The organism is Roseateles sp. L2-2 (genome assembly GCF_050613215.1).
Lineage (GTDB): Bacteria > Pseudomonadota > Gammaproteobacteria > Burkholderiales > Burkholderiaceae_C > Roseateles > Roseateles noduli.
Genome location: NZ_CP192509.1, coordinates 2,881,057 through 2,900,789, shown reverse-complemented (window position 1 = coordinate 2,900,789; position 19,733 = coordinate 2,881,057). Strand labels below are relative to the sequence as shown.

Below are 19,733 nucleotides of genomic sequence, written 5' to 3'. Positions count from 1 at the left end.
GAGGTCAGCCGAGCTCGTCGATCAGCTGCCGCGCCGTCACCAGGTCGGCGGTGGTCAGGCCTTCGTCGAACCGCTGGTAGACGCCGTACAGCAGCTCATGCGCGTGCCGGCGCCTGCCCTGGTCGCGCCACAGGCGCGCCAGACTGGTGGCGCTGCGCAGTTCCCACGACAAGGCGTTCTGCGCACGGGCGATCTCCAGCGCCCGCGTGAGCTTCGCCTCGGCGTCGACCACGCGCTGCGGACCGCCGCGCAAGCCGTTCTCGGTATGCGCCCGCAGGATCTCGGGGGCGCACCACCCCACCCGGCCGCTGCTGGCCCGCTCCACGCCGAAGGTGGACACGGCGCTCTCGACCAGCGTGCCCACCATGTCGAGCTCGCCCAGGCCCGACAGCGACTCGATGGGTCCGAGCTCGATGCCCGGGCGCAGCGGCTTGCCGCTGGCGCGCGCGGCGAGGACCTTCTCGTAGCTGCGCGCCCACGACTGCCAGTACGCCTGCGAGTGCCGGTCGACGTGACGGCGCAGCCGGTACAGCAGCGCGCCGGCGCGCTGGTTCTCGCCGCGCCACAGCGCGATGGGGATCGTGGCCATGGCCAGCGCCTGGCTCAGCGCCAGCGGGTTGGTGCAGGCGGCGTGCGCCTCCGCCTCCGCGGCGCGCTCCACGGCGCGGTCGCAGGCGCCCTGCATCCACAGCGTGCGCGCCTGCAGGATGCGCATCGACACCGCCCTCGGGATGTGACCGATGTACTGGCGGTAGGCGTTGCCGGCCGGGTAGTGCAGCACGCGCTCGGCCAGCGGCTTGGCCACTTCGTGTTCGCCCAGGTAGTGGTGGCTCAGGGCCAGGAACCGGTCGGACAGCAGCACCGCGGCGGGTTCGTCCGGCTCGGGCGCGAAGTGACGGATGCGGCGCGCCACCTCGCCGACCTCCCGGTAGTCGCCCGCGCCGAAGGCATTGGCGCAGAGGCTGAACATCGCCTCGATGCTCTGCGCGGCCGAGTCCAGCTTCGCCGAGAGTCCCAGCGTTCTTTCGACATGGGCGCCGTAGGCGAAGTTCCGGCCCTTCGTCGACGATCCGAGGAAGCTGCGCGCCGAGCACAGCCGCAGCTCCAGGCCGGGCTGCGGCGGCTGCAGGGTGTCGACCGCCTCCATGGCCAGGTCCACCCAGCCGCGGAACTCGTCCACCAGGCCGAGCTCGTAGACGAGGTCCATCGCCGCCACCGTGAGCTGCACGCCCAGCAGCGCATTGCCGTCCGGCGAGAACGCCCAGTCCATGCCGGCACGGACGTCGTCCATCATCCTGCCGTAGCGTTGCAGCCACTCGTCGATGGGCAGCATGTCGCGCTCGGGCAGGACCTGCTGCAGCACGTCGCGGAAATGGGCGGCGTGGGCGGCGGCCAGCCGTCGCGCTTCCCCGCCGCAGGTGAGCTTGCCGGCCGCGTAGGTCCGGGTCGTGTACAGCAGGCGGTGCAGCACGGTGTCGCCGTCGACCTCCACGGCCAGCAGCGACTTGCTCGTCAGTCCGAGGACGCCATCGACGACCGCCTCGGGGGTCAGGTCTTCACTGGCGAGCACGGCCGCCGCGGAGTCGAGCGTGAAGGACGAGCGGAAGATCGACAGCCGGCGCAGGACGACGCGTTCGCCGTCGGTCAGGAGGTCGTGGCTCCAGTCGAGCAGCGCCTGCAAGGTGCGGTGCCGCGGCAACGCGGTGCGCCGGCCGCGCGTGAGCAGCGTGAACATGACGTCCAGGCGCGCCGCCAGTCCGTGCAGGCCCAGGCTGTCGATGCGCGCGGCCGCCAGCTCGATGGCCAGGGGCATGCCGTCCAGTTGCCGGCACAGGTGGCACACGACCTCGAGGTTGGCCTCGTCCAGCACGAAGTCGTCCGAGTTGGCGCTGGCCCGTTCGACGAAGAGCTGGACCGCGGCGAAGGTGCGGGCCTGCTCCAGCGAGGGCGGCTCCTCCTGGACCGGGGACTCCAGCGCGGCCAGGCGATGCACCCATTCGCTCTCGGCGTCCAGGGCCTCGCGGCTGGTGGCGAGGATGTGGATGCGCGGCGCCTCGCGCAGCACGCGTTCGGACAGCGCGGCGGCGCCCTCGATCACGTGCTCGCAGTTGTCGAGCACGATCAGCATGCGGCTGTCGCGCAGCGGCTCGCGCAGGCCCGCCCAGGGGTCGCCCGCCGAGACCGAGACGTTCAGCGCCGAGGCCAGCGCCAGCGGCACCCGCGCCGGGTCCGACAGCGGGGCCAGGTCGACGAACCAGACGCCGTCCGGGAACTGCGCCAGCTGCGATTCCGCGACGGCCAGCGCGACAGTGGTCTTGCCCATGCCGCCGGGGCCCACGATGGACACCAGGCGATGCGTGGACAGCCGTTCCTGCAGCGCGCGGGTGACCGACGACCGCCCGATCGCATGGCTCAGGCGGGCCGGCAGGTTGTGCATGCGCCGCGCGGGCGGCGGCGCGACGGGAAGGGTCGGCGCGTCGGCCTGCAGCGCGGCTGCCCGCGCCGACTGCGCCGACTGCACCGTCTGCGGCGCATCGACCGCCAGCACCGGGACCACGAAGCTGTAGCCGCGCCCCGGGACGTTGGCGATGTAGCGGGCGCCCGCCACGCCGTCGCCGAGCGCCTTGCGCAGCGCGGAGATGTGCACGCGCAGGCTGGTCTCTTCGACGATGGTGTGCGGCCAGACGCGGGACTCCAGTTCCGAGCGGCTGAGCACCTCGCCGGAGCGTTCCGCCAGCGCGCACAGCAGGTCGAACGCGCGCCCGCCAAGGCGCAGCGCCTTGCCGTTCTCCAGCAATTGCTTGCTCGCGCGATCGAGGACGAAACGTCCGAAAGCGAGCGGCGGCAAGCCCCCACTCGTGTTGGTTCGCATGGTCCGTAGGTTGGTGTGGCGGCGCCTTCGAGAGAGGCTTTTCCTCCTCTGAAGTTCCGGAAATATAGCTCAACGGACCCTGGGCTTCAGAGAAAACGACAGCGTTTTCCACGAGCGGCCGGCCGCCGCCTGACGCGACGATCCGGCGGCCCTTTCTGGTCGCGCTGGTTGCTCTCGTCGCGCCCGTCGGACCTGCGCCTCCGACTACTTGGCCAGGAACTCCGTGACGCCCTGGACGACGGCGGCGGGCTCCTCCTCCATCAGCCAGTGGCCCGCGCGCGGGATGACGAGTTCGGTGACGTTGGTGGCCGCGTTGCGCATCGCCACGGCCTCCAGACCCGCGAACGACTTCTCCCCGCCGATCGCCAGCACCGGCATGGTCAGCTTGGTCTTCATGGCTTCCAGGTTGTCCTTGGCATCCTGGCGGAAGGCCTGGAACTGCGACAGCGCGCCCTTCATCGCACCGGGCCGCGCGTAGAGCTTCGCGTAGTGGTTGCGGGTGCCTTCGTCGATCTTCTCGGGCTGGCCGCCGAAGTCGTTGTAGAAGCGGTCCAGGAAGATGCGCTCGCGGCCTTGCAGCAGGCGGAACACGTCCTTGCCGTAGAAGTCGAAGTGCCACAGCTTGGGATTGCGCACGACCTCGTCCCACGGCGGGATGCCGGGGGGCGGCGCATCCATCACGACCAGCCGGGTCGTCTTCGTCGGGTAGCTCGCGGCGTAGGCATAGGCCACCATCACGCCGATGTCGTGGCCGACGACGTCGGCCTGGTCGATGCCCAGCTTGTCCAGCACGCCGCGGATGTCCTTGGCTTGGTTCATCTTCTCGTAGCCGGCCTCGGGCTTGGCCGACAGGCCGATGCCGCGCAGGTCCGGCACGACCACGCGGTGGTTCCTGGCCAGCTCGACGGCCAGCGGCGTCCACATGTCCCCGGTGTCGCCGAAGCCGTGCAGCAGCACGACCGCCGGTCCGCTGCCGCCCACGCGCACATGCAGCGTGGTGCCGTTGGTGGCGATCTCCTGCACCTTGAACGTCGAGGGATAGGGCTTGGGCTGCGACCACGCGAGCGGCGCGGCCATCAGCGCCGAGGCGGCCAGCAGCGCGGCGCCCAGCAGTTGCTTGGGGGAAGTGGACATGGAAGCTCCTTGGTAGGTGCGGTTGGGGATTCAGGTGCGAGTGATGGACAGCCCGCCGTCGACCAGCGACGCGGTGCCCGACACGAAGGACGAGTCGTCCGAGGCGAGGTAGAGCGCGGAGCGCGCCAGCTCCTCCGGCGTGCCCACGCGCTTGAGGGCGTGCAACCCGGTGATGAAGGCCTGCGACTCGGCGGTGGCGTTCATCGCGCGGTACATGTCGGTGTCGACCGCGCCCGGCAGCAGCGCGTTGACGCGCACGCCCTGCGGCCCGAACTCGGCGGCCAGCGCCTGCGTGAGGCCGACGAGGCCGGACTTGCTCGCGGCGTAGGCCGCCACGCCCGGGAACGCGGCGGTGTGGCCGACGAAGGTGGAGGTGAAGATCACCGACCCGCCGCCGTTCCTGAGCATCTGCGCGATCTGGTGCTTGGCGCCGAGAAAGGCGCCGGTCAGGTTCACCGCGAGCGCGTCGGAGAAGCCTTGGGCCGAGATTTCGGTGGAGGCGCCCGCCTCCCCGAGCGTGCCGGCGTTGTTGAAGGCGACGTCCAGCCGGCCGTGGCGCTTGACGGCCAGGGCGACCAGCGCCTGCGCATAGGCCTCGTCGCGCACGTCGCCGGCCAGCCAGACCGCCGAGCCGCCGCGGGCGTCGATCTCGCAGGCCAGGTCCTTCAGCTCGGCCTCGCGCCGCGCGCCGAGCACGACCTTCGCGCCCTCGGCGGCGAAGAGCAGCGCGCTGGCGTGGCCGATGCCGGAACTGGCGCCGGTGATGAGGGCCACCTTGCCCCGAAGACGTTGGCTCATGCGGAACCTCCAATCCGTGTTTGACGGCCTGAAGGTTGGGCGAAGGCGGCGTGAAGCGCGAGTGAATCGGCGCGATTCGTCGTGAACGGCGGTCGCGATCGCAACGCTTCACACCGCTTCACTGGTCACGGCGCGCCGCGGTGACAACATGGCGGCGCCGGGCCCGAGCCCCACCAGGAGAACACCATGCTGATGCCCACCGCCATCCGTGTCCGGGTCGCCCATCCCGAGCCGCTCGTCCATCGCGGCATCGTGGCCACGCTGGACGCGGACAGCCGCTTCCATGTCGACGAGCAGTGTCCTGTCACGGTCGATCAGGCGGTCGACCCGGCGGCAGGGACGGGGCCGTCGCACGTGCTCGTCACCGACCTGCCCTTCGGCGTGTCGGCGGCGCTGAGCGGCGGCGCGGCGACGCCGGCGGTGCTGGTGCTGTCCCATCTGGACGGCGAACTGAGCATCCGCGGCGCGCTGCAGCGCGGCGTGAAGGGCTACGTCACCCACGAGTGCCAGCCCGAGCAGCTGGTCGACGCCGTGATGGCGCTGGCGCGCGGCCAGCGCTACCTGCAGGGCAGCGTGGGTCAGCGCCTGGCCGACACGATGGCGCAGGACCTGCCCACGCCGCGCGAGGTCGACGTGCTGCGCCTGGTGGCCACCGGCCTGTGCAACAAGGCGATCGCCGCGGAGCTCAACATCGGCTGCGGCACGGTGAAGACGCACGTCAAGTCGCTGCTGAACAAGCTGGGCGCCTCCACCCGCACGGCGGCCGCGGACATCGCCAAGCGCCGCGGGCTGCTGGACCCGGTGACGGCCGGCCTGGGGCCGCTGCCGACGGACAACGCGCCGCGCCGCCGGACCGGTCCGGTGAAACACCTGCACGGATCGGGACACGCGCTCGCCTGAACCTTCGCGAACATTCACGCCGATTCACGCCGCCCGCACGCGGCGGCGCCGATGATGTCGCCGCGCGTGTGCAACGGAGGCAAGGGCATGAGTGCTGGCGAGGTCGTGGACACCCTGGCGAACGCCGCGCCGGCGGTCATCGCGTTCGGCCCCTTCCTGTACGACGCCACGCGTCGCGAGATCAGCGACGGCCACGGATTCCTCCGGCTGGGCAGCCGGGCGCTGCATCTGCTGGGCGTGCTGCTCGAACAGCCCGGTCGGCTCTACAGCCGCGAGGAACTCGTCGCCCGCGTGTGGCCTCACACGGTGGTCGAGGAGACGAGCCTGCGCGTGCACATCTCGGCGCTGCGCAAGGTGCTGGGCGACGGCCTGGACGGCGCCCGCTACATCGCCAACGTGCCGGGCCGCGGTTACGCGTTCGTCGGGGAGGCGAAGCCTTCGCCCCTTCCCGGCCGCGGCGCACAGACCGTAGACGCGGACGAGTCCGGCGCGTGGGCGTCCCGCCCCTCCCCCGCTTCTCCGCCCGCTTCTCCGCCCGCCTCTCCCCCCTCCTCTCTGCCCCCCTCTCCGCCCGCCTCATCCACCTCCTCGCCGGCGTCCTCGCGATCCCGCTCCACCCTGCCGGCGCGCCTGAGCCGGCCGATCGGGCGCGGGCAGGACATCGCCCAGCTCACCGGGCTGCTGGCGCGCGAGCGCCTGGTGACCATCGTCGGCGCGGGCGGCATGGGGAAGACGACGGTGGCCCTCGCGGTGGCCGAACAGCCGGGCCGAGGCGCCGTGGAGGAAGTGCGCCTGGTCGACCTGTCCCACCTGTCGGACCCGGCGCTGGTCGCGGCCGAGCTGGGGCGGACCCAGGGACTGATCCTCGCTTCGGGCGAGGCGTCCGCCGATCTGCTGATCGCCGCGCTGCGCGACGCGCGGCTGCTGTTCGTGCTGGACAACTGCGAGCACGTGGTGGACGCCGTCGCCGTGCTGGTCGCGCGGCTGATGCGGGCCTGTCCCGGCCTGCAGTTCCTGGCGACCAGCCGCGAGCCCCTGGACATCGAAGCGGAGTGGGTGTTCAAGCTGCCGCCGCTGGCCCTGCCGGCGACGGACGATCCGCTGTCGCTCCAGGACTTGCTGGCCTACCCGGCCATCCAGCTGTTCGTGGAACGCGCGCGAGCCAACGGCGACACCTTCGAGTTGACGGATGCCCACGCCCCCGCGCTGCGCCAGTTGTGCGGCTTCCTGGACGGCATTCCGCTGGCGATCGAACTGGCGGCGGCGCGTGTCGGCGCCCTCGGGGTCCAGGGCCTGCTGCGTCGACTCGGCAGCGCGTTCGAACTGCTCAACCGGGGCCGACGCACGGCGCTGTCGCGCCATCGGACGCTCCAGGCGGTGATGGACTGGAGCTACGAGCTGCTCAGCGACAGCGAGCGCCTGGTCCTGCAGCGTCTGTCGGTGTTCCGCGGCGCCTTCGACCTGGAAGGCGCGGTGGCCATCGCCGCCTGCGAGCGGCTGGACCGGCAGCGCGTCATCGACGACGTGCTCAGCCTGACGGCGAAATCGCTCATCGTGCTGGCGTCGGCCGACCACGATCTGCTGCTGCACCGCCTGCTGTACATCACGCGGCTCTACGCCGAGAAGCGACTGGCCGACACCGACAACGCAGGGGAAGTCCATCGCCGACATGCCGGCTTCATCGCCGCCGGCTTGCAGCACGCGCGGCAGACCGGCGCCAGCGTGTCCGAATATCACTGGTCCGCGGCGCTGGCGTCGTCCATCTCGGACCTGCGAGCCGCCATCGAATGGGCGCTGATCGACGGCAACGATGTGACTCTCGGCATCCGGCTGACCGCTTTCGCCAAACGCAGCTATGACGAAGTCGGCCTGGTGGAGGAATACCTGCGCCACCTCGAGACGGCGTTGGCCAAGCTCCCGACGGCCGGTGCGGAAGCGGCCGGCCTGGAACTCCCGCTGCTCGTTGCGGCCGGGTTCATGCTGGGCTACGTGTCCGATGGCAGCACGCGATACCCGGCGGTCTTCTCGCGCACCCGCGAATTGCTGAGGACCTCGGGATCCGACGAGGATCGCATCGAGGCGTTCTACGGCATGAGCACGACGAGCTACGGCCAAGGCGACTATCGCTTGTCGCTCGACTGCTGCGAAGAGATCCGGCGGCTGGCCACCGGCAGGTTCGAACCGCTGTCCGTGGCGATCTCCGACCGCGTGTCGACGCTGTGCCTGCATGCGCTGGGGCGGCACGACGAGGCCGAGCGACTGGCGCGGCGGGTGATCGACTTCAACGGCGCGCGGGTCGACCGGCGCTTCCTCAGCGGCGTGCCCTTCGGGGTGTCCATGCGCGTGCAGCTCGCGCGCATCCAGTGGCTGCGCGGCGAGTTCGGCACCGCCTGGAAGACGCTGGAGGAAGCGCTGGCGCACAGCGAGAACGCGCACGTCTTCGCGCGCTGCCAGGTCCTGGCCACGGCAGCCATCCCGATGGCGATCTGGCGGGGCGAGACCGCGCTGGCCGATCGTTGGACGCAGGAGTTGCGGGACCTGTCGGCGCGCAAGGGGCTCGGCTACTGGATGGCCTATGCCCGATGCTTCGGACACGTGACCGCCGGCGAGGCGATTCCGCTCGGCGGCGCGTTGGCCTTGACCATGACGCGCTGCGCGCCGCTGGGCGACCTCATCGCCACCTGCCATGCGGGTCGCCCGCCAGCGGCCGTCCAGGCTCGCGTCGATGAACAGGTCGTGGGCTGGTGTGCGCCCGAAGTGATGCGGCTCGTGGCGCTCGATGAACTCGCGCAGGCGCCAGATGCCGCCGTCGACCGACTGGGACAAGCCTTCGAACTGGCCGAGTCACAAGGCGCGCGATTCTGGATGCTGCGAATCGCGCTGAGCATGGCTACGACAGCATCAGCAGCAGCGCCAGCGCCAGCGCCAGCAACTCAGGCTGCGGCATCGGAAGCGCCGGGACTCGTCAGCGGGTTGATGTCTGTCATCGACGATGGCAGCGACATCCCCGATCTGGTGGCGGCGCGCGCGCTGCTGGTCAGCGTGACGGCGCGGTCTCAAGGAATCGACGCACCGCGGCGATCAACTCGGCCGGGCGCTCTTCCAGCACCCAGTGACCGGAGCCGGGAATGATCTCCTCCGTGACGTCGTCCGCCACGTTGCGCATCACCGTGGCCATCGTGGCGCCGTAGGACCGCCCCCCGCCGATCGCCAGGACCGGCATCGGAAGCCTCAGCGCCGCGGCGAACGCGCGGTTGTCGATCACGTCCTGGTCGAAGGCCTTGAACTGCTCGAAGGCCGCATGCATCGCGCCGGGCCGGGCGTACAAGTCGGCGTAGTGCGTCCGCCAGCTGTCGGGGTACCGGTTGCCCGGCGCGGTGAATTCGTTCCAGAAGCGGTCCAGGTAGATGCGCTCACGGCCGGCCACCAGGCGTTCCGCGTCCGCGCCCCAGAACGACCAGTGCCACACCGCGTGGCGGCGGGCGATCTCGGTCCAGGGCTCGATGCCGGGAAGCGGCGCATCGATGAGGGCGAACCGGCTGACGCGGCGCGGGCATTGCGCCGCGAACGCGTAACCCACCATGTTGCCGATGTCGTGGGTGACGAGCGCCACCGACCGCACACCCAACGCGTCGAGCACGGCCGCGAGCTGGCGCGCCTGGGTCTTCTTGTCGTAGCCGCCCGCGGGCCGCGCCGACAGGCCCATGCCGCGCAGGTCGGGCACGATGACGGTGAAGTTCGCGGCCAGTTGGGCCGCCAGCGGCGCCCACATGTCGCCGGTCTCGCCGAACCCGTGCAGCAACACCACGGCGGCCTCGCCCTTCTTCCCGCCGATGCGCAGGTGCAGCGCCGCGCCGTCGCCCTCGACCTCTCGCACCACGAAGTCCGCCGGGAAGGCGGGGACGTCACCGTCTGCCCGGCAAGCCGGCCAGGCGGCCATCAACGCCGACGCCATCAAAGGGGCCACGCAACGTGACCAGCGTGACCTGCCACGCGACCAACCTCGAGACCAATGCGTCCACCGCGGCCAAGTTGAGTGCACGGCATGTGTGGCGGTGGGGTTCGGCATCGAGGGTCTCTCCGTTGGGCAGCCCCTGCAGTCTGGCTCGCTGAAGCACACCATGCGTGTCCTAAAGGGGAGAGGCCGGTCTGTCCTCCCCGGAAGTAGGCGCGCGACGGGATCCGCTCGACAGTGCGCTCATCCTTTGAGGAGCACCCCACATGAGTTCACAGTCCTTTCCCGCGCAGCGATCGACTCCGTCCCGGAAATCCCGCGGTCGCCACCTGCTGCGCCTGACGATCCTGGCCTTGGGCCTGCACGCGGCGCACGCCATCGGCGCGCCGGTGCAATCGGCCGGCAAGATCACCTTCGTCGACGCGGACACCCTGGTCGTCGCGGACTGGCGCGGCGGCCAGCTGCATGCCCTGCACCTGCCGCCCATCCCGGCAGGAACGCCGACGCCCTTCAACCTGAAGGACGTGTCGGGGGCCATCGCCACCGCGCTCCACACCCGGCCCGAGCGCCTGCGCTTCGAGGACATGGCCCTTCGGCCGGGCGGCGAAGTCGCCTACATCACGCTGTCCGTCGACGGCAACGGCAACGGCGCGGGCGCCAAGCCCAAGCCGATGCTGGTGTCCGTCGACGCCGCCGGCAAGGTGGGCCGCGTCGACCTCGACCGCAGCAAGCACGAGTCGATCGCCATCGGCAACCTGCCCGCTGCCAACCTGCGCCTGTGGCGCGACACGCCGGCCGCGAGCTTCACCGTGACCGACATGAAGTTCTACGAGGGCAAGCTCTACGTGGCCGGGCTGTCCAACGCGAGCTTCGCATCGGCGCTGCGCGTGTTCGACTTCCCGTTCAAGGGCGGCGCGGCGGTCAGCAGCGTCGAGATGTACCACCCGGTGCACAACCAGCTGGAGACGCGCGCGCCCATCCGCAAGATGGTGATCACCCGGCTCAACGGCGAGCCGACGCTGGTCGCGGCGTTCACCTGCTCGCCGCTGGTGACCATCCCGTTGAAGGACCTGAAGGACGGCGCGCACATCGCCGCCAAGACGGTGGCCGAGTTCGGCTGGGGCAGCGCGCCGGCCGGCATGGTGATGTTCGACGCGGGCCAGGGCCCGATGGTGCTGCTGACGCATTCGCACAAGTCGGCGGACCTGATGTCGGTCGACGACATCGCGCAGGCGTCGGGCAAGCCCGGGCTCTCCACCCCGATCAAGTGGCCGGCCGAGCCGACGCTGGGGATCAAGTCCACCTACGTGCCGATGCGCGTGGCCCACATCGACAACCAGGATGCGAGCTTCTTCGCCGCGCTGCGCCGCAACGAGGCCAGCGGCGCGATGGAGCTGGTGTCGATGCGCAAGGGCCTGTTCCTGCGTCTGAGCGACTTCATCAACGAGTACGACTTCGCCGACTACAAATACCCGGCGGGCGATCAGTGGAGCGGCGTGCATCGCACGCTGCGCACCGACGAGGGCTACGCCGATCTGGCGCCGCCGCCCAAGCCATGAAGCCGGCGTGGGCGTGGGCCTGGGCATGGGCGTGGATCGCGCTCGCGGCTCTGGCGAGCGTGCCGGCGGCTCGGGCCGCGTCGGTCGAGATCCATCCGGCCGGGACCGCTGTTCCAGAGAACCTGCTGAGGCTGGAGCTGCGTTTCGACCGCCCGCAGCCCCTGCCCTTCGACGTCGAGCGGCTGAAGCTGCTCGATGGCGACGGCCTCGAGATCCGGCATGCGCTGCTCGACATGGCCCTGCCCGACGCGGAGGGTCGACGCATCACCGTGCTGCTGGACCCCGGCCGTGTGAAGACCGGCGTCGGCCCGAACTTGGAAGCGGGTCGAGCGTTGACGCAAGGATCGACGGTCAGTCTGAGCGTGGCGGCCGCAAAGACCGGCGCAGAGGCCGATGCGCAGACCGACGAATCGCCCGTCGTCAAGACCTGGCACGTCACCGCCGCCGTCTCCCATCCGCTCCAGCCAGCGCTGTGGCAACTCAGCTCGCCGCGCCGGGGCACGCGCGACGAGCTGTCCGTCGACCTGCGCACGCCGATCAGCTCGGTTGGAGAACGGTTGATCGCCGTGCTGGATGGACGCGGTCGCCGCGTCGACGGCGTGGCCACGCTGGCGGATGGCGACGCGACCTGGCGCTTCAAGCCATCGCGCCCGTGGGCGACCGGTCGACATCGGCTGGTGACCCATCCCGAGCTGGAGGACCCCGCCGGCAATCGGAGCTGTGCCGCGTTCGAGGCGACGAACCTCAGCGCGTCCCGATGCGACGGCGCGACTCTCGACTTCACCCCGAAGGACGCGCGCTGAAGCGCGTCTCTTGTGCAACGATGGCTTCCCGGCCGTCGGTCACCTCAACCACTCTTCAAGGAGCGTCGACATGGATCTGAAACTGGAAGGCAAGCTGGCCCTGGTCAGCGGCAGCACGGCCGGCATCGGCTACGCCATCGCGCGCACGCTGGCGCAGGAAGGGGCCCGGGTCATCGTCAACGGGCGCACGCAGGCGGCGGTCGACAACGCCGTCGAGCGGATCCGCTCGGACACGGACGGGGCGGTCGAAGGCTACGCCGGCGATCTGAGCCGGGCGGAGGCCGCCGAGGAAGTGGTGCGGCTGCATCCGGGCATCGAGATCCTCGTCAACAACCTGGGCATCTTCGAGCCCAAGGCCTTCGAGGACATTCCCGACGAGGACTGGATGCGGTTCTTCGACGTCAACGTCCTGAGCGGCGTGCGGCTCGCGCGGCTGGTGCTGCCTGCGATGAAGCGGGCCAACTGGGGGCGCATCGTCTTCATCTCCAGCGAGAGCGCGGTGCAGATCCCGACGGAGATGGTGCACTACGGCATGAGCAAGACGGCGCAGCTGGCCGTGTCCCGAGGCCTGGCCGAGTCGGTCGCCGGCACCGGCATCACGGTCAACAGCGTGCTGCCCGGGCCCACCAAGTCGCGCGGCGTCGGCGACTTCGTGCAGGACATGGCCAATGCCGACGGCAAGACCTTCGAGCAGGTCGAGGCCGAGTTCTTCGACAAGGTGCGCCCCACCTCGCTCATCAAGCGCTTCGGCACGCCGCAGGAAGTGGCGTCGCTCGTCGCCTACGTGGCCAGTCCGCTGGCGTCGGCGACGACGGGTGCGGCGCTTCGCGTGGATGGCGGCGTGGTGAAGAGCGCGTTCTGATCGCGGCGATGGTCATGACGGCCGTGATCTCTCGCCATGTAGAGTCCTGCCTCGCGGTCCTTCGACGACCGCGGCGCGGCCACTTCCGGCCGTCGACTCTCTCAAGGTGCGGCAAGTGGACAGACTGGAAGCGATGGCGATGTTGGTGGCCTCCGTCGAGGAGGGCAGCCTCTCCGCGGCTGCCCGCAAACTGCGGATCCCCGTCGCCACGCTCACGCGCAACGTCAACGATCTGGAAGCGTTCGTCGGCACGAAGCTGCTGGTGCGGACGACGCGCAAACTCCAGCTGACGGATGCGGGGACCGACTACGTGGCCGCCGCCAGGAGCATCCTCGAACAGGTCGATGAACAGGAGCGTCGCGCCGCCGGCGAGTTCACGAATCCACGCGGCGAGCTCGTCGTGACGACGCCGGTGCAGGTCGCGCGGTTGCGGGTTCTGCCTGTCATCAACCAGTTCCTGACGCTGTTCCCCGAGATCCGGATCCAGCTGCTCCAGTCCGACCGCAACATCGACCTCGTCGATTCGCACGCCGATGTCGCCGTGCGGATCGGCCGCCTCGGTGACAGCAGCCTGGTCGCGACTCGAGTCGGGCTGCTGCGTGTGGTGGTGGTCGCCTCCCCCGCGCTGCTGAAGCAGCATGGCGAGCCACGCAACCCCGAGGAGCTGAACGCCTTCCCTCGCGTCGTGTTCAACAGCCCATTTCTGTCGCCGTGGCGCTTCCGTCATCCGGATGGCAAGGGTAGCAACGGCGCCAACGGGACCGACGAGAGCCTCACGATCACGGGCACGCCGCGCCTGCTCGTGTCGTCGCCCGACGCGGCCGCCGATGCCGCCATCGACGGCGTGGGCGCGACCATGCTGCTCGAACACGACGTCGCGGAGGCCGTGAGTGCCGGGAAGCTCCGATGCATCCTGGAGCCGTTCGAGGTCGAGCCGATCCCGGTGCATCTCGTCCACCTGTCGCGGGACATGATGCCGGTGAAGCTGCGACGGTTCATCGACTTCGCCGTCCCGAAACTGCGCGAGGCGCTGGCGGACTTCGGACGCGTTCCGAAGCCGTGAAGCTCGACAGCGATCGACGCGCGCCGGGCGGGCGCGCATCGATCGTGCGGTGCTACTTCTTCAGGAACTCCGCCGCCTTGGCGACGCCTGCCTGCGCGCAGACTTCGTCCTTGTCGCCGCCGGGCGAGCCGCCCACGCCGAGTCCGGCGATGGTCTCTTCGCCGACCTTGAAGGCCACGCCGCCGGGCAGTGCCGTGACGTTGGGCGTGCCGGCCAGCGACTGCGCCACGAGCGGCGGGTACTTCAACAGCACGCCGATGAAGCCGCTGGTGGTGTCGACGTGGAAGATCGGTCCCATCGTCACCACCGTGTAGGCCTTGCGGAAGCTGCTGTCCTTGGTGTGAATCACGGCGTGGTCGCCGCGCAGGACGACCTGCGGAGTGCCCGAAACGTCGACGACCGTCGCGGTCACGTCGTAGCCGTTGGCCTTGCAGGTGTCGACGGCCGTCTGGGCGGCGATGAGGGCGGCACTCAGGGGCAACGTCCTGCCGCTGATGGACACCTGTGCTTGAGCGGGTGCCGCGGAGAGCAGCGCGATGAATGCGGCGACTGCCGCGGATGCGGTGAGGGAATAACTGCGCATGTCGATCTTCAGAATGGGTCAGGCCAGGTGTTTGGCGAAGAAGGTGAAGGTGCGATCCCACGCCCGTTGCGTCCACACCGGGTCGTAGTGCGTCTCCGCGATCCGCCCCTTGCCGAGCGCCTCTTCGTTGCCGAACGCGTGGTGGGCTAGGTAGTGGTGGAAGTCGTGCGTCACCTCGGCGGCGGTCAGCTTCTCCGTCAGCCCTGCGACCAGGGACGGCGGGAAGAACAGGTCCTGATCGGCCCAGTGGCCCTGCAGCGGGATCTTGATCTTGCCGGCGTCGAGGTAGTCCAGAGGCGGACAGCCGTACCACGTGACGGCGGCGTCCAGCTCGGGGACGTTGGCAGCGGCCAGCAGGGTCAGCGCGCCGCCCATGCAGAAGCCGATGCAGCCGACCTTGGCGGCGCGGGTCTTCAGGAACTGGGTCGCGCCGCGCACGTCCTGCGCGGCGGCCGTGCCGAAGTCCAGGCCGGTCATCAGGTGGTGCGCCTCTTCCTTCTCGACCGTGCTCTTGCCGCGGTAGAGGTCGGGCACCAGCGCGAGGAAGCCGGCGTGTGCGAGGCGGTCGGCGACGCCGCGGATCTGGTCATTGAGGCCCCACCATTCCTGGATCACCACCACCGCGGGCGCACCGCGTGGCTGCGTCGGCTCGGCGAGGTAGCCGGACAGCTCCTGGCCGTCGGGGCGCTTGAATTGGATCGTCGTTCCCATCGTGTTCTCCTGGTTCGTTCGATTGAGCGGGCCGGGCTGGAGCCCGGCCAAGGTGTCAACTTGCGCGTCCCTGCAGGGACGTCAGAACTGGGTCAGGCCGCCGTCGACCACCAGCTCCGTGCCGGTCGTGTACGACGAGTCGTCGCTGGCCAGGAACAGCGCGGTCTTGGCGAGTTCCGCGGCATCGCCGAAGCGCTTCAGTCCGACCTTCTGCGTGATGCCGGCGGCGATCTCGGACAGCACGTTGTCGGGCAATCCGATCTTGCTGTAGAACGGCGTCGCGATCGCGCCGGGGCTGACCGCGTTCACGCGGATGCCGCGCGGCGCCAGTTCCGCGCCGAGGGTGCGCACGAGGGAACGCGCCGCGGCCTTGGTCGCGGCCAGGATCGACAGACCGGCGTAGCCGATGGTGTTGAGGAAGGACGTCGTCACGATGATGCTGCCGCCTTGCGCCATGAGCGGCGCCACCTTCTGGATCGTGAAGAAGGTGCCGGTGAAGTTGAGCGCGAGGTTGTCCGCGACATAGGCCTCCGTCACCGCTTCGAGCGGAGCGACGGTGGTGGCGCCGGCGTTGGCGAAGAGCACATCGATGCGGCCGAATCGGGCCTTCGTTTCCTGGACGGCGCGTTCGATGTCGGCGACCTTGCGGATGTCGGCGCGGACCAGCAGCGCTTGCCCTCCGAGTTCGTTGCCGGCCGCGGCCAAGCGCTCGGCGTTGGAGCCGACCAGGACGACATGGGCACCCTCGGCCTGGAACAGCTTGGCAGTCTCCAGGCCAATGCCCGACGTACCACCCGTGATGAATGCAACCTTGTTCTTGAGCTTCATTTCAGGACCTCACATTGGCTAAGTTGAATGACGAGAAAGACGTCAGACGGGATGATGCGTTTAGCCAATTCGAGGGGGAATGCCTTGAAGTCGAGAAACAGTTAGTCGGATATTGGTGAGGTAAAACTGGAACGGCTGGCTTCGACACCGGGCAGGTTCTGATGGGGAAAGGATTTTTCCATCGCTCGCTTCGACGCGCCGCGCTTCCCTGGCGCTTCGCACAGGGACTACTTCACCGCGTGGGCAATTGCTTCCGGATCGCACTGCTCGCTCCCGTAGAAGCGCATGGGCGGCGTCAAAGCGGAGTTCACAGGCAGAATGCGCAGGCTGATCGGCGTCGATCCCATCGTCAGATCCGCTCACAACAGGCCTCGCCGACGTCGGATTCCTGAGCGCGTCGGCGGCGCCCTTCTCGATGTTTCTCGATGGATGCGCCATGCGGACGCCGCATCTCTGCGATCAAATCCACCAGCGGGCGAGAGCACGGGCAACATTGCCAAGTCGGGCCCGCCGCTATGCCTTCTTTCATCGACCGGACCTCGACCGCGTACGCCTATTCGGCGAAATTCTCGGGTCGATCGTCGCCATCAAAATTCACCGCTAGTCGGGTTAGATAGACCGAAACGACCTGCGTTGGCGGCATGTTCGCTGGCAGGTTCTGAGCCATCGCGACAACTCCCTCGAGGAATGATCGCGCGGGCATGTTCATCTGCGTAACACTGCCGTCTCGGTGGCCGATCTCGAAGCCACCCCTGTCAAAGATCAATGAAGGACCTGGCTGCACTGGCACTGGTCGCAGTTTGCCGCGGCCTCTTTTTCCCTCGCCTGGTGAGGCCAGATCGAGGCCGTCCGGTGCCCATTCGCGCCACAGTTCCAGCATGTCAAGCAGGACCGCTTCCGCCTTTGTTACGATCAATGGAGGCTGATGGCCACGGCGGCGAGGATCCCTTAACTTGAAGCGATTCCACATTGCCTCGACAACGTCAGCGCGCAGCTCCTCACGCTTCAAGATCTCCCGCGACCTCGGAAGTCCTGCCGTGTCCGAGAATATTTTCAAGCAACTGACCGCATCGATGCTTGGAGACAATGCCATTCGGACCAACATGGCAACAAGTCGCTTGCGCAGCAACGCGGGCAGTTCGACGCCGTCCGCAAGTGCGCGAAGCGCGAACTGAGACTCCTTGCGGTCACTGAATGGCGCGGCCATTGCCTCGTAGACGCGCGACGCCACTTCTGCCTTCCAACCCGCACGGTCCAAGGCCCCGAGTTGCACAAGGGTGAAGCGTTCCGACGACTCACGCTCTGTTCTGTTCACCAATGCTCTGATAGCCGCCGCGTCTTGGCCGGCGACCTTGATGCGCGCTTGCGCCGCTAGCACGTCCAGGAGCGTCTGATGTTCCCAAGCGATGTTTCCACCATCGGTGCGCAACTCAATCGCGACGATTCCGAGTCTGACCACGAGATCCCGCTCTACAAAATCCACGCATTCTCTTGGGCTAGCGAACACATCCGCGAAGTAGGGAGTGCCCGCTAGCGTGTTCATCCGCGATGCGAGCTCACCAAGTTTGGTGATGCCTTGTGTCCAACTTATCAAAGCCAGTCCATGAAGCACTCGATCAACGTTGCGTCTGTAAAAGGACCACCGCTCCGGCACCGCTGTGTCATTTCGCTCGGACATCTCATGCTCCCGAGCATGCTTCACGCGCATGTCAACGTATTCGAATGCCAGATTCGATTCCCTTAGCGGCAGGTCACCCGCCATCTCGAACAGTACCGCAGCCATCTCCAGCTGCATCGGCGCCGCCTGCGTGTGCCATTCCGCCCGTTGCAGTTTTGTTAGGAACATCTTCCTACGTTCAAGATCAGCAATCCTACCGGCGGCGAATTGCTCAACTTGACTTTCGCTGAATGGCAGGATCTCCAATAAGTCGAAAATTGTTCCATCCCTGTATCTCGCGCCTAGGATCTGAGAATCGGGCCGGCTCGTCAGCAAGACGTGGCTGATGTTGGCTGAACCTTCGATCAAGCCGCGGCAGTGAGCGATGATGCGCGCGACCTTGTAAGAATCTTGAATCTCATCCAACCCATCGATGATCAGAATCGCATTGACTTCATTTAAGCGAAGCGCGTCTGCAAGCTCCGCATTGGAAGGCAGTTGCTCGTTCCGCTTTCTTGCCAACTGAAAAAGATCCGAAAGGTTGAATCTGTCACTCAGCTCAACCGCGTCGATCAGAAGAGGGAGCACCCGCCAGCCATCAGTGGATCGGAAGCCCAGCTCCAGGCACCTCTTCGCGAACTGGCGCGCGAGCGTTGATTTTCCAGATCCCGCGATCCCGGTCAGACAAACCATCCGCCCGATATCGAAGGCCCGCTCGAGCATCTGCAGGGCTGGGCCTCCCCCCTCAACAACCGCCGAGAGTCCACTATCCACGCCGAACTGAATAGCCCGGATCATGGGCTCAACAAATACCTCCTGGAAGTTATCGAACTCGGGGTGACGTACGCTCGTGAATGCAGACACTAGGGTTAGCGCAGCCACCCGGGCTTGGTGCATTGCTACGTCTGTGCTCAGTTCAATGTCAGCAAACCTCGCGATCGTTCTTGAACTGGTACAAAAAATGGCATTCGGCAGACGCGCCGAAACGCCAGATCTTACGAAGCCAACGACCAAGCGTCTCTTGTTATCCCATACCGGTCCGCCGCTGAACCCCCGTTCAATTCCAGGCACGTCGATCTGAAAGGCATCATGCAGCGCGCGCTCATGCCCGCGAAAGGTGCCGAATGCGGACCACATTCGAAAACCCTTCAGATTCGACTTGACCGACCAAGCGCAAAAGGCGGCCTGGTCCTCCAGTCGATATCCCGCGAGCCCAATAGGCAAGAAACGCAGCCGCCCGATCAGTTCCAACCGCGACACTCTTTCACAAGAGCGCTTGGCATCAAACCTAATGCTTTCCGCGTCAATCTGCAGGAGTGCCATGTCCTCCTGCAGGCTGTCTGGAAGTAGAGGCCTAGCGCCTCGATGCTCCAGCAATGGCCCTCGCCAACCGCGCTCCAGGACACGTGCAGTCGCACACAATGGGAGCTCAGGAGAAACCGAGAAGACACCCACCGTATCTCCCGGCATCAGGTCGTTCTTCCATATCACGTGAGCAGCAGTGACCAGCAATCCGTCGCTAGAAGCAAGAAAGGCCATGCCATCGGCAGTCGCTCCAGCCGGCCAACGGTTCGCGTCGTTCAGACGTGCAGCGCTAAGGACAAGGAATACGCCGGCTTCCGGAGAATCGGTCTGCTCCAACGCCTTGAATTTGGTGACGGGTTGATCGTCATCGATCACGGCTTGCGCTCCCACACGACCTTCACCTGAAAGTTCGCCTCAGCCGCTGCCTTCGACACGATCAAGCTGCCCTCGGCTGACGCTTTCAGCGAGAACGTAATCTCGCAGAGCTTTGGACCGTCCTCGCTCGGCTTGAACTTCTCAGCCAGCTGGGTGATGGCACGGGACAAGTTGTCTCCCAACTTGCTGATGTCTACGACCTCCCAGACCCGAGGTGGCACTCCTCTGCTGAGGAGATCATCATCTGGAAAGGCCTCGGGAGATAGCGAATGGACGACTTCAATTTGCAGCGGGGGTGCGGATTTTTTTGTCATGATCTGACTCCGAT

General features: G+C 67.7%; 15 protein-coding genes. 6 read left to right on the top strand and 9 right to left on the bottom strand.

Annotated elements, in window-relative coordinates:
• Positions 1-4: 4 nt before the first annotated feature.
• The 3 genes from ACQZ13_RS13015 to ACQZ13_RS13005 all read right to left on the bottom strand — a co-directional run bounded on the left by ACQZ13_RS13015 (position 5) and on the right by ACQZ13_RS13005 (position 4,804).
• Positions 5-2,848, bottom strand: a complete 2,844-nt coding sequence (locus ACQZ13_RS13015; RefSeq protein ID WP_431052522.1) for an ATP-binding protein — start codon at positions 2,846-2,848, stop codon at positions 5-7.
• A gap of 228 nt (positions 2,849-3,076) precedes the next feature.
• Positions 3,077-4,006, bottom strand: a complete 930-nt coding sequence (locus tag ACQZ13_RS13010; protein WP_431052520.1) for an alpha/beta fold hydrolase — start codon at positions 4,004-4,006, stop codon at positions 3,077-3,079.
• A gap of 30 nt (positions 4,007-4,036) precedes the next feature.
• The gene (locus ACQZ13_RS13005; RefSeq protein WP_431052518.1) at positions 4,037-4,804 is read right to left on the bottom strand and encodes an SDR family oxidoreductase; all 768 of its coding nucleotides are present in this window, start codon (positions 4,802-4,804) and stop codon (positions 4,037-4,039) included.
• A 186-nt stretch (positions 4,805-4,990) separates the two neighbouring features.
• On the opposite strand from ACQZ13_RS13005, the gene ACQZ13_RS13000 reads away from it, so the two are divergent.
• Positions 4,991-5,704, top strand: coding sequence for a LuxR C-terminal-related transcriptional regulator (locus ACQZ13_RS13000; protein ID WP_431052516.1), 714 nt, complete (start codon positions 4,991-4,993; stop codon positions 5,702-5,704).
• 87 nt (positions 5,705-5,791) lie between these two features.
• A complete protein-coding gene (locus ACQZ13_RS12995; protein ID WP_431052514.1) occupies positions 5,792-8,836 on the top strand; it encodes an ATP-binding protein in 3,045 nt (1,014 codons plus the stop codon).
• Here ACQZ13_RS12995 and ACQZ13_RS12990 read toward each other — a convergent pair.
• A complete protein-coding gene (locus ACQZ13_RS12990; RefSeq protein ID WP_431053218.1) occupies positions 8,742-9,659 on the bottom strand; it encodes an alpha/beta fold hydrolase in 918 nt (305 codons plus the stop codon). The two genes, ACQZ13_RS12995 and ACQZ13_RS12990, sit on opposite strands and share 95 nt — an antisense overlap.
• 266 nt (positions 9,660-9,925) lie before the next feature.
• On the opposite strand from ACQZ13_RS12990, the gene ACQZ13_RS12985 reads away from it, so the two are divergent.
• The 4 genes from ACQZ13_RS12985 to ACQZ13_RS12970 all read left to right on the top strand — a co-directional run bounded on the left by ACQZ13_RS12985 (position 9,926) and on the right by ACQZ13_RS12970 (position 13,946).
• On the top strand, positions 9,926-11,218 hold the full coding sequence (locus ACQZ13_RS12985; RefSeq protein ID WP_431052512.1) for a hypothetical protein: 1,293 nt from the start codon (positions 9,926-9,928) through the stop codon (positions 11,216-11,218).
• Entirely contained in the window at positions 11,215-12,021 is an 807-nt protein-coding gene (locus ACQZ13_RS12980; RefSeq protein ID WP_431052510.1) for a hypothetical protein, read from the top strand. The genes ACQZ13_RS12985 and ACQZ13_RS12980 overlap by 4 nt, the downstream gene beginning before the upstream one ends.
• A 70-nt stretch (positions 12,022-12,091) precedes the next feature.
• Positions 12,092-12,883, top strand: a complete 792-nt coding sequence (locus ACQZ13_RS12975) for an SDR family NAD(P)-dependent oxidoreductase (RefSeq protein WP_431052508.1) — start codon at positions 12,092-12,094, stop codon at positions 12,881-12,883.
• A 115-nt stretch (positions 12,884-12,998) separates the two neighbouring features.
• Positions 12,999-13,946, top strand: coding sequence for a LysR family transcriptional regulator (locus ACQZ13_RS12970; RefSeq protein WP_431052506.1), 948 nt, complete (start codon positions 12,999-13,001; stop codon positions 13,944-13,946).
• 52 nt (positions 13,947-13,998) lie between these two features.
• On the opposite strand, the gene ACQZ13_RS12965 is transcribed toward ACQZ13_RS12970, so the two are convergent.
• The 5 genes from ACQZ13_RS12965 to ACQZ13_RS12945 form a co-directional block, all read right to left on the bottom strand.
• A complete protein-coding gene (locus tag ACQZ13_RS12965; protein WP_431052504.1) occupies positions 13,999-14,529 on the bottom strand; it encodes a GlcG/HbpS family heme-binding protein in 531 nt (176 codons plus the stop codon).
• A gap of 18 nt (positions 14,530-14,547) precedes the next feature.
• The gene (locus ACQZ13_RS12960) at positions 14,548-15,240 is read right to left on the bottom strand and encodes a dienelactone hydrolase family protein (RefSeq protein ID WP_431052502.1); all 693 of its coding nucleotides are present in this window, start codon (positions 15,238-15,240) and stop codon (positions 14,548-14,550) included.
• 81 nt (positions 15,241-15,321) lie between these two features.
• Positions 15,322-16,068, bottom strand: a complete 747-nt coding sequence (locus ACQZ13_RS12955) for an SDR family oxidoreductase (protein ID WP_431052500.1) — start codon at positions 16,066-16,068, stop codon at positions 15,322-15,324.
• Between the two features lie 553 nt (positions 16,069-16,621).
• Positions 16,622-19,405 (bottom strand): NACHT domain-containing protein, encoded by a 2,784-nt coding sequence (locus ACQZ13_RS12950; RefSeq protein ID WP_431052498.1) that lies wholly within the window; start codon positions 19,403-19,405, stop codon positions 16,622-16,624.
• A complete protein-coding gene (locus ACQZ13_RS12945; RefSeq protein ID WP_431052496.1) occupies positions 19,402-19,719 on the bottom strand; it encodes a CU044_2847 family protein in 318 nt (105 codons plus the stop codon). The genes ACQZ13_RS12950 and ACQZ13_RS12945 overlap by 4 nt, the downstream gene beginning before the upstream one ends.
• Positions 19,720-19,733: the final 14 nt, after the last annotated feature.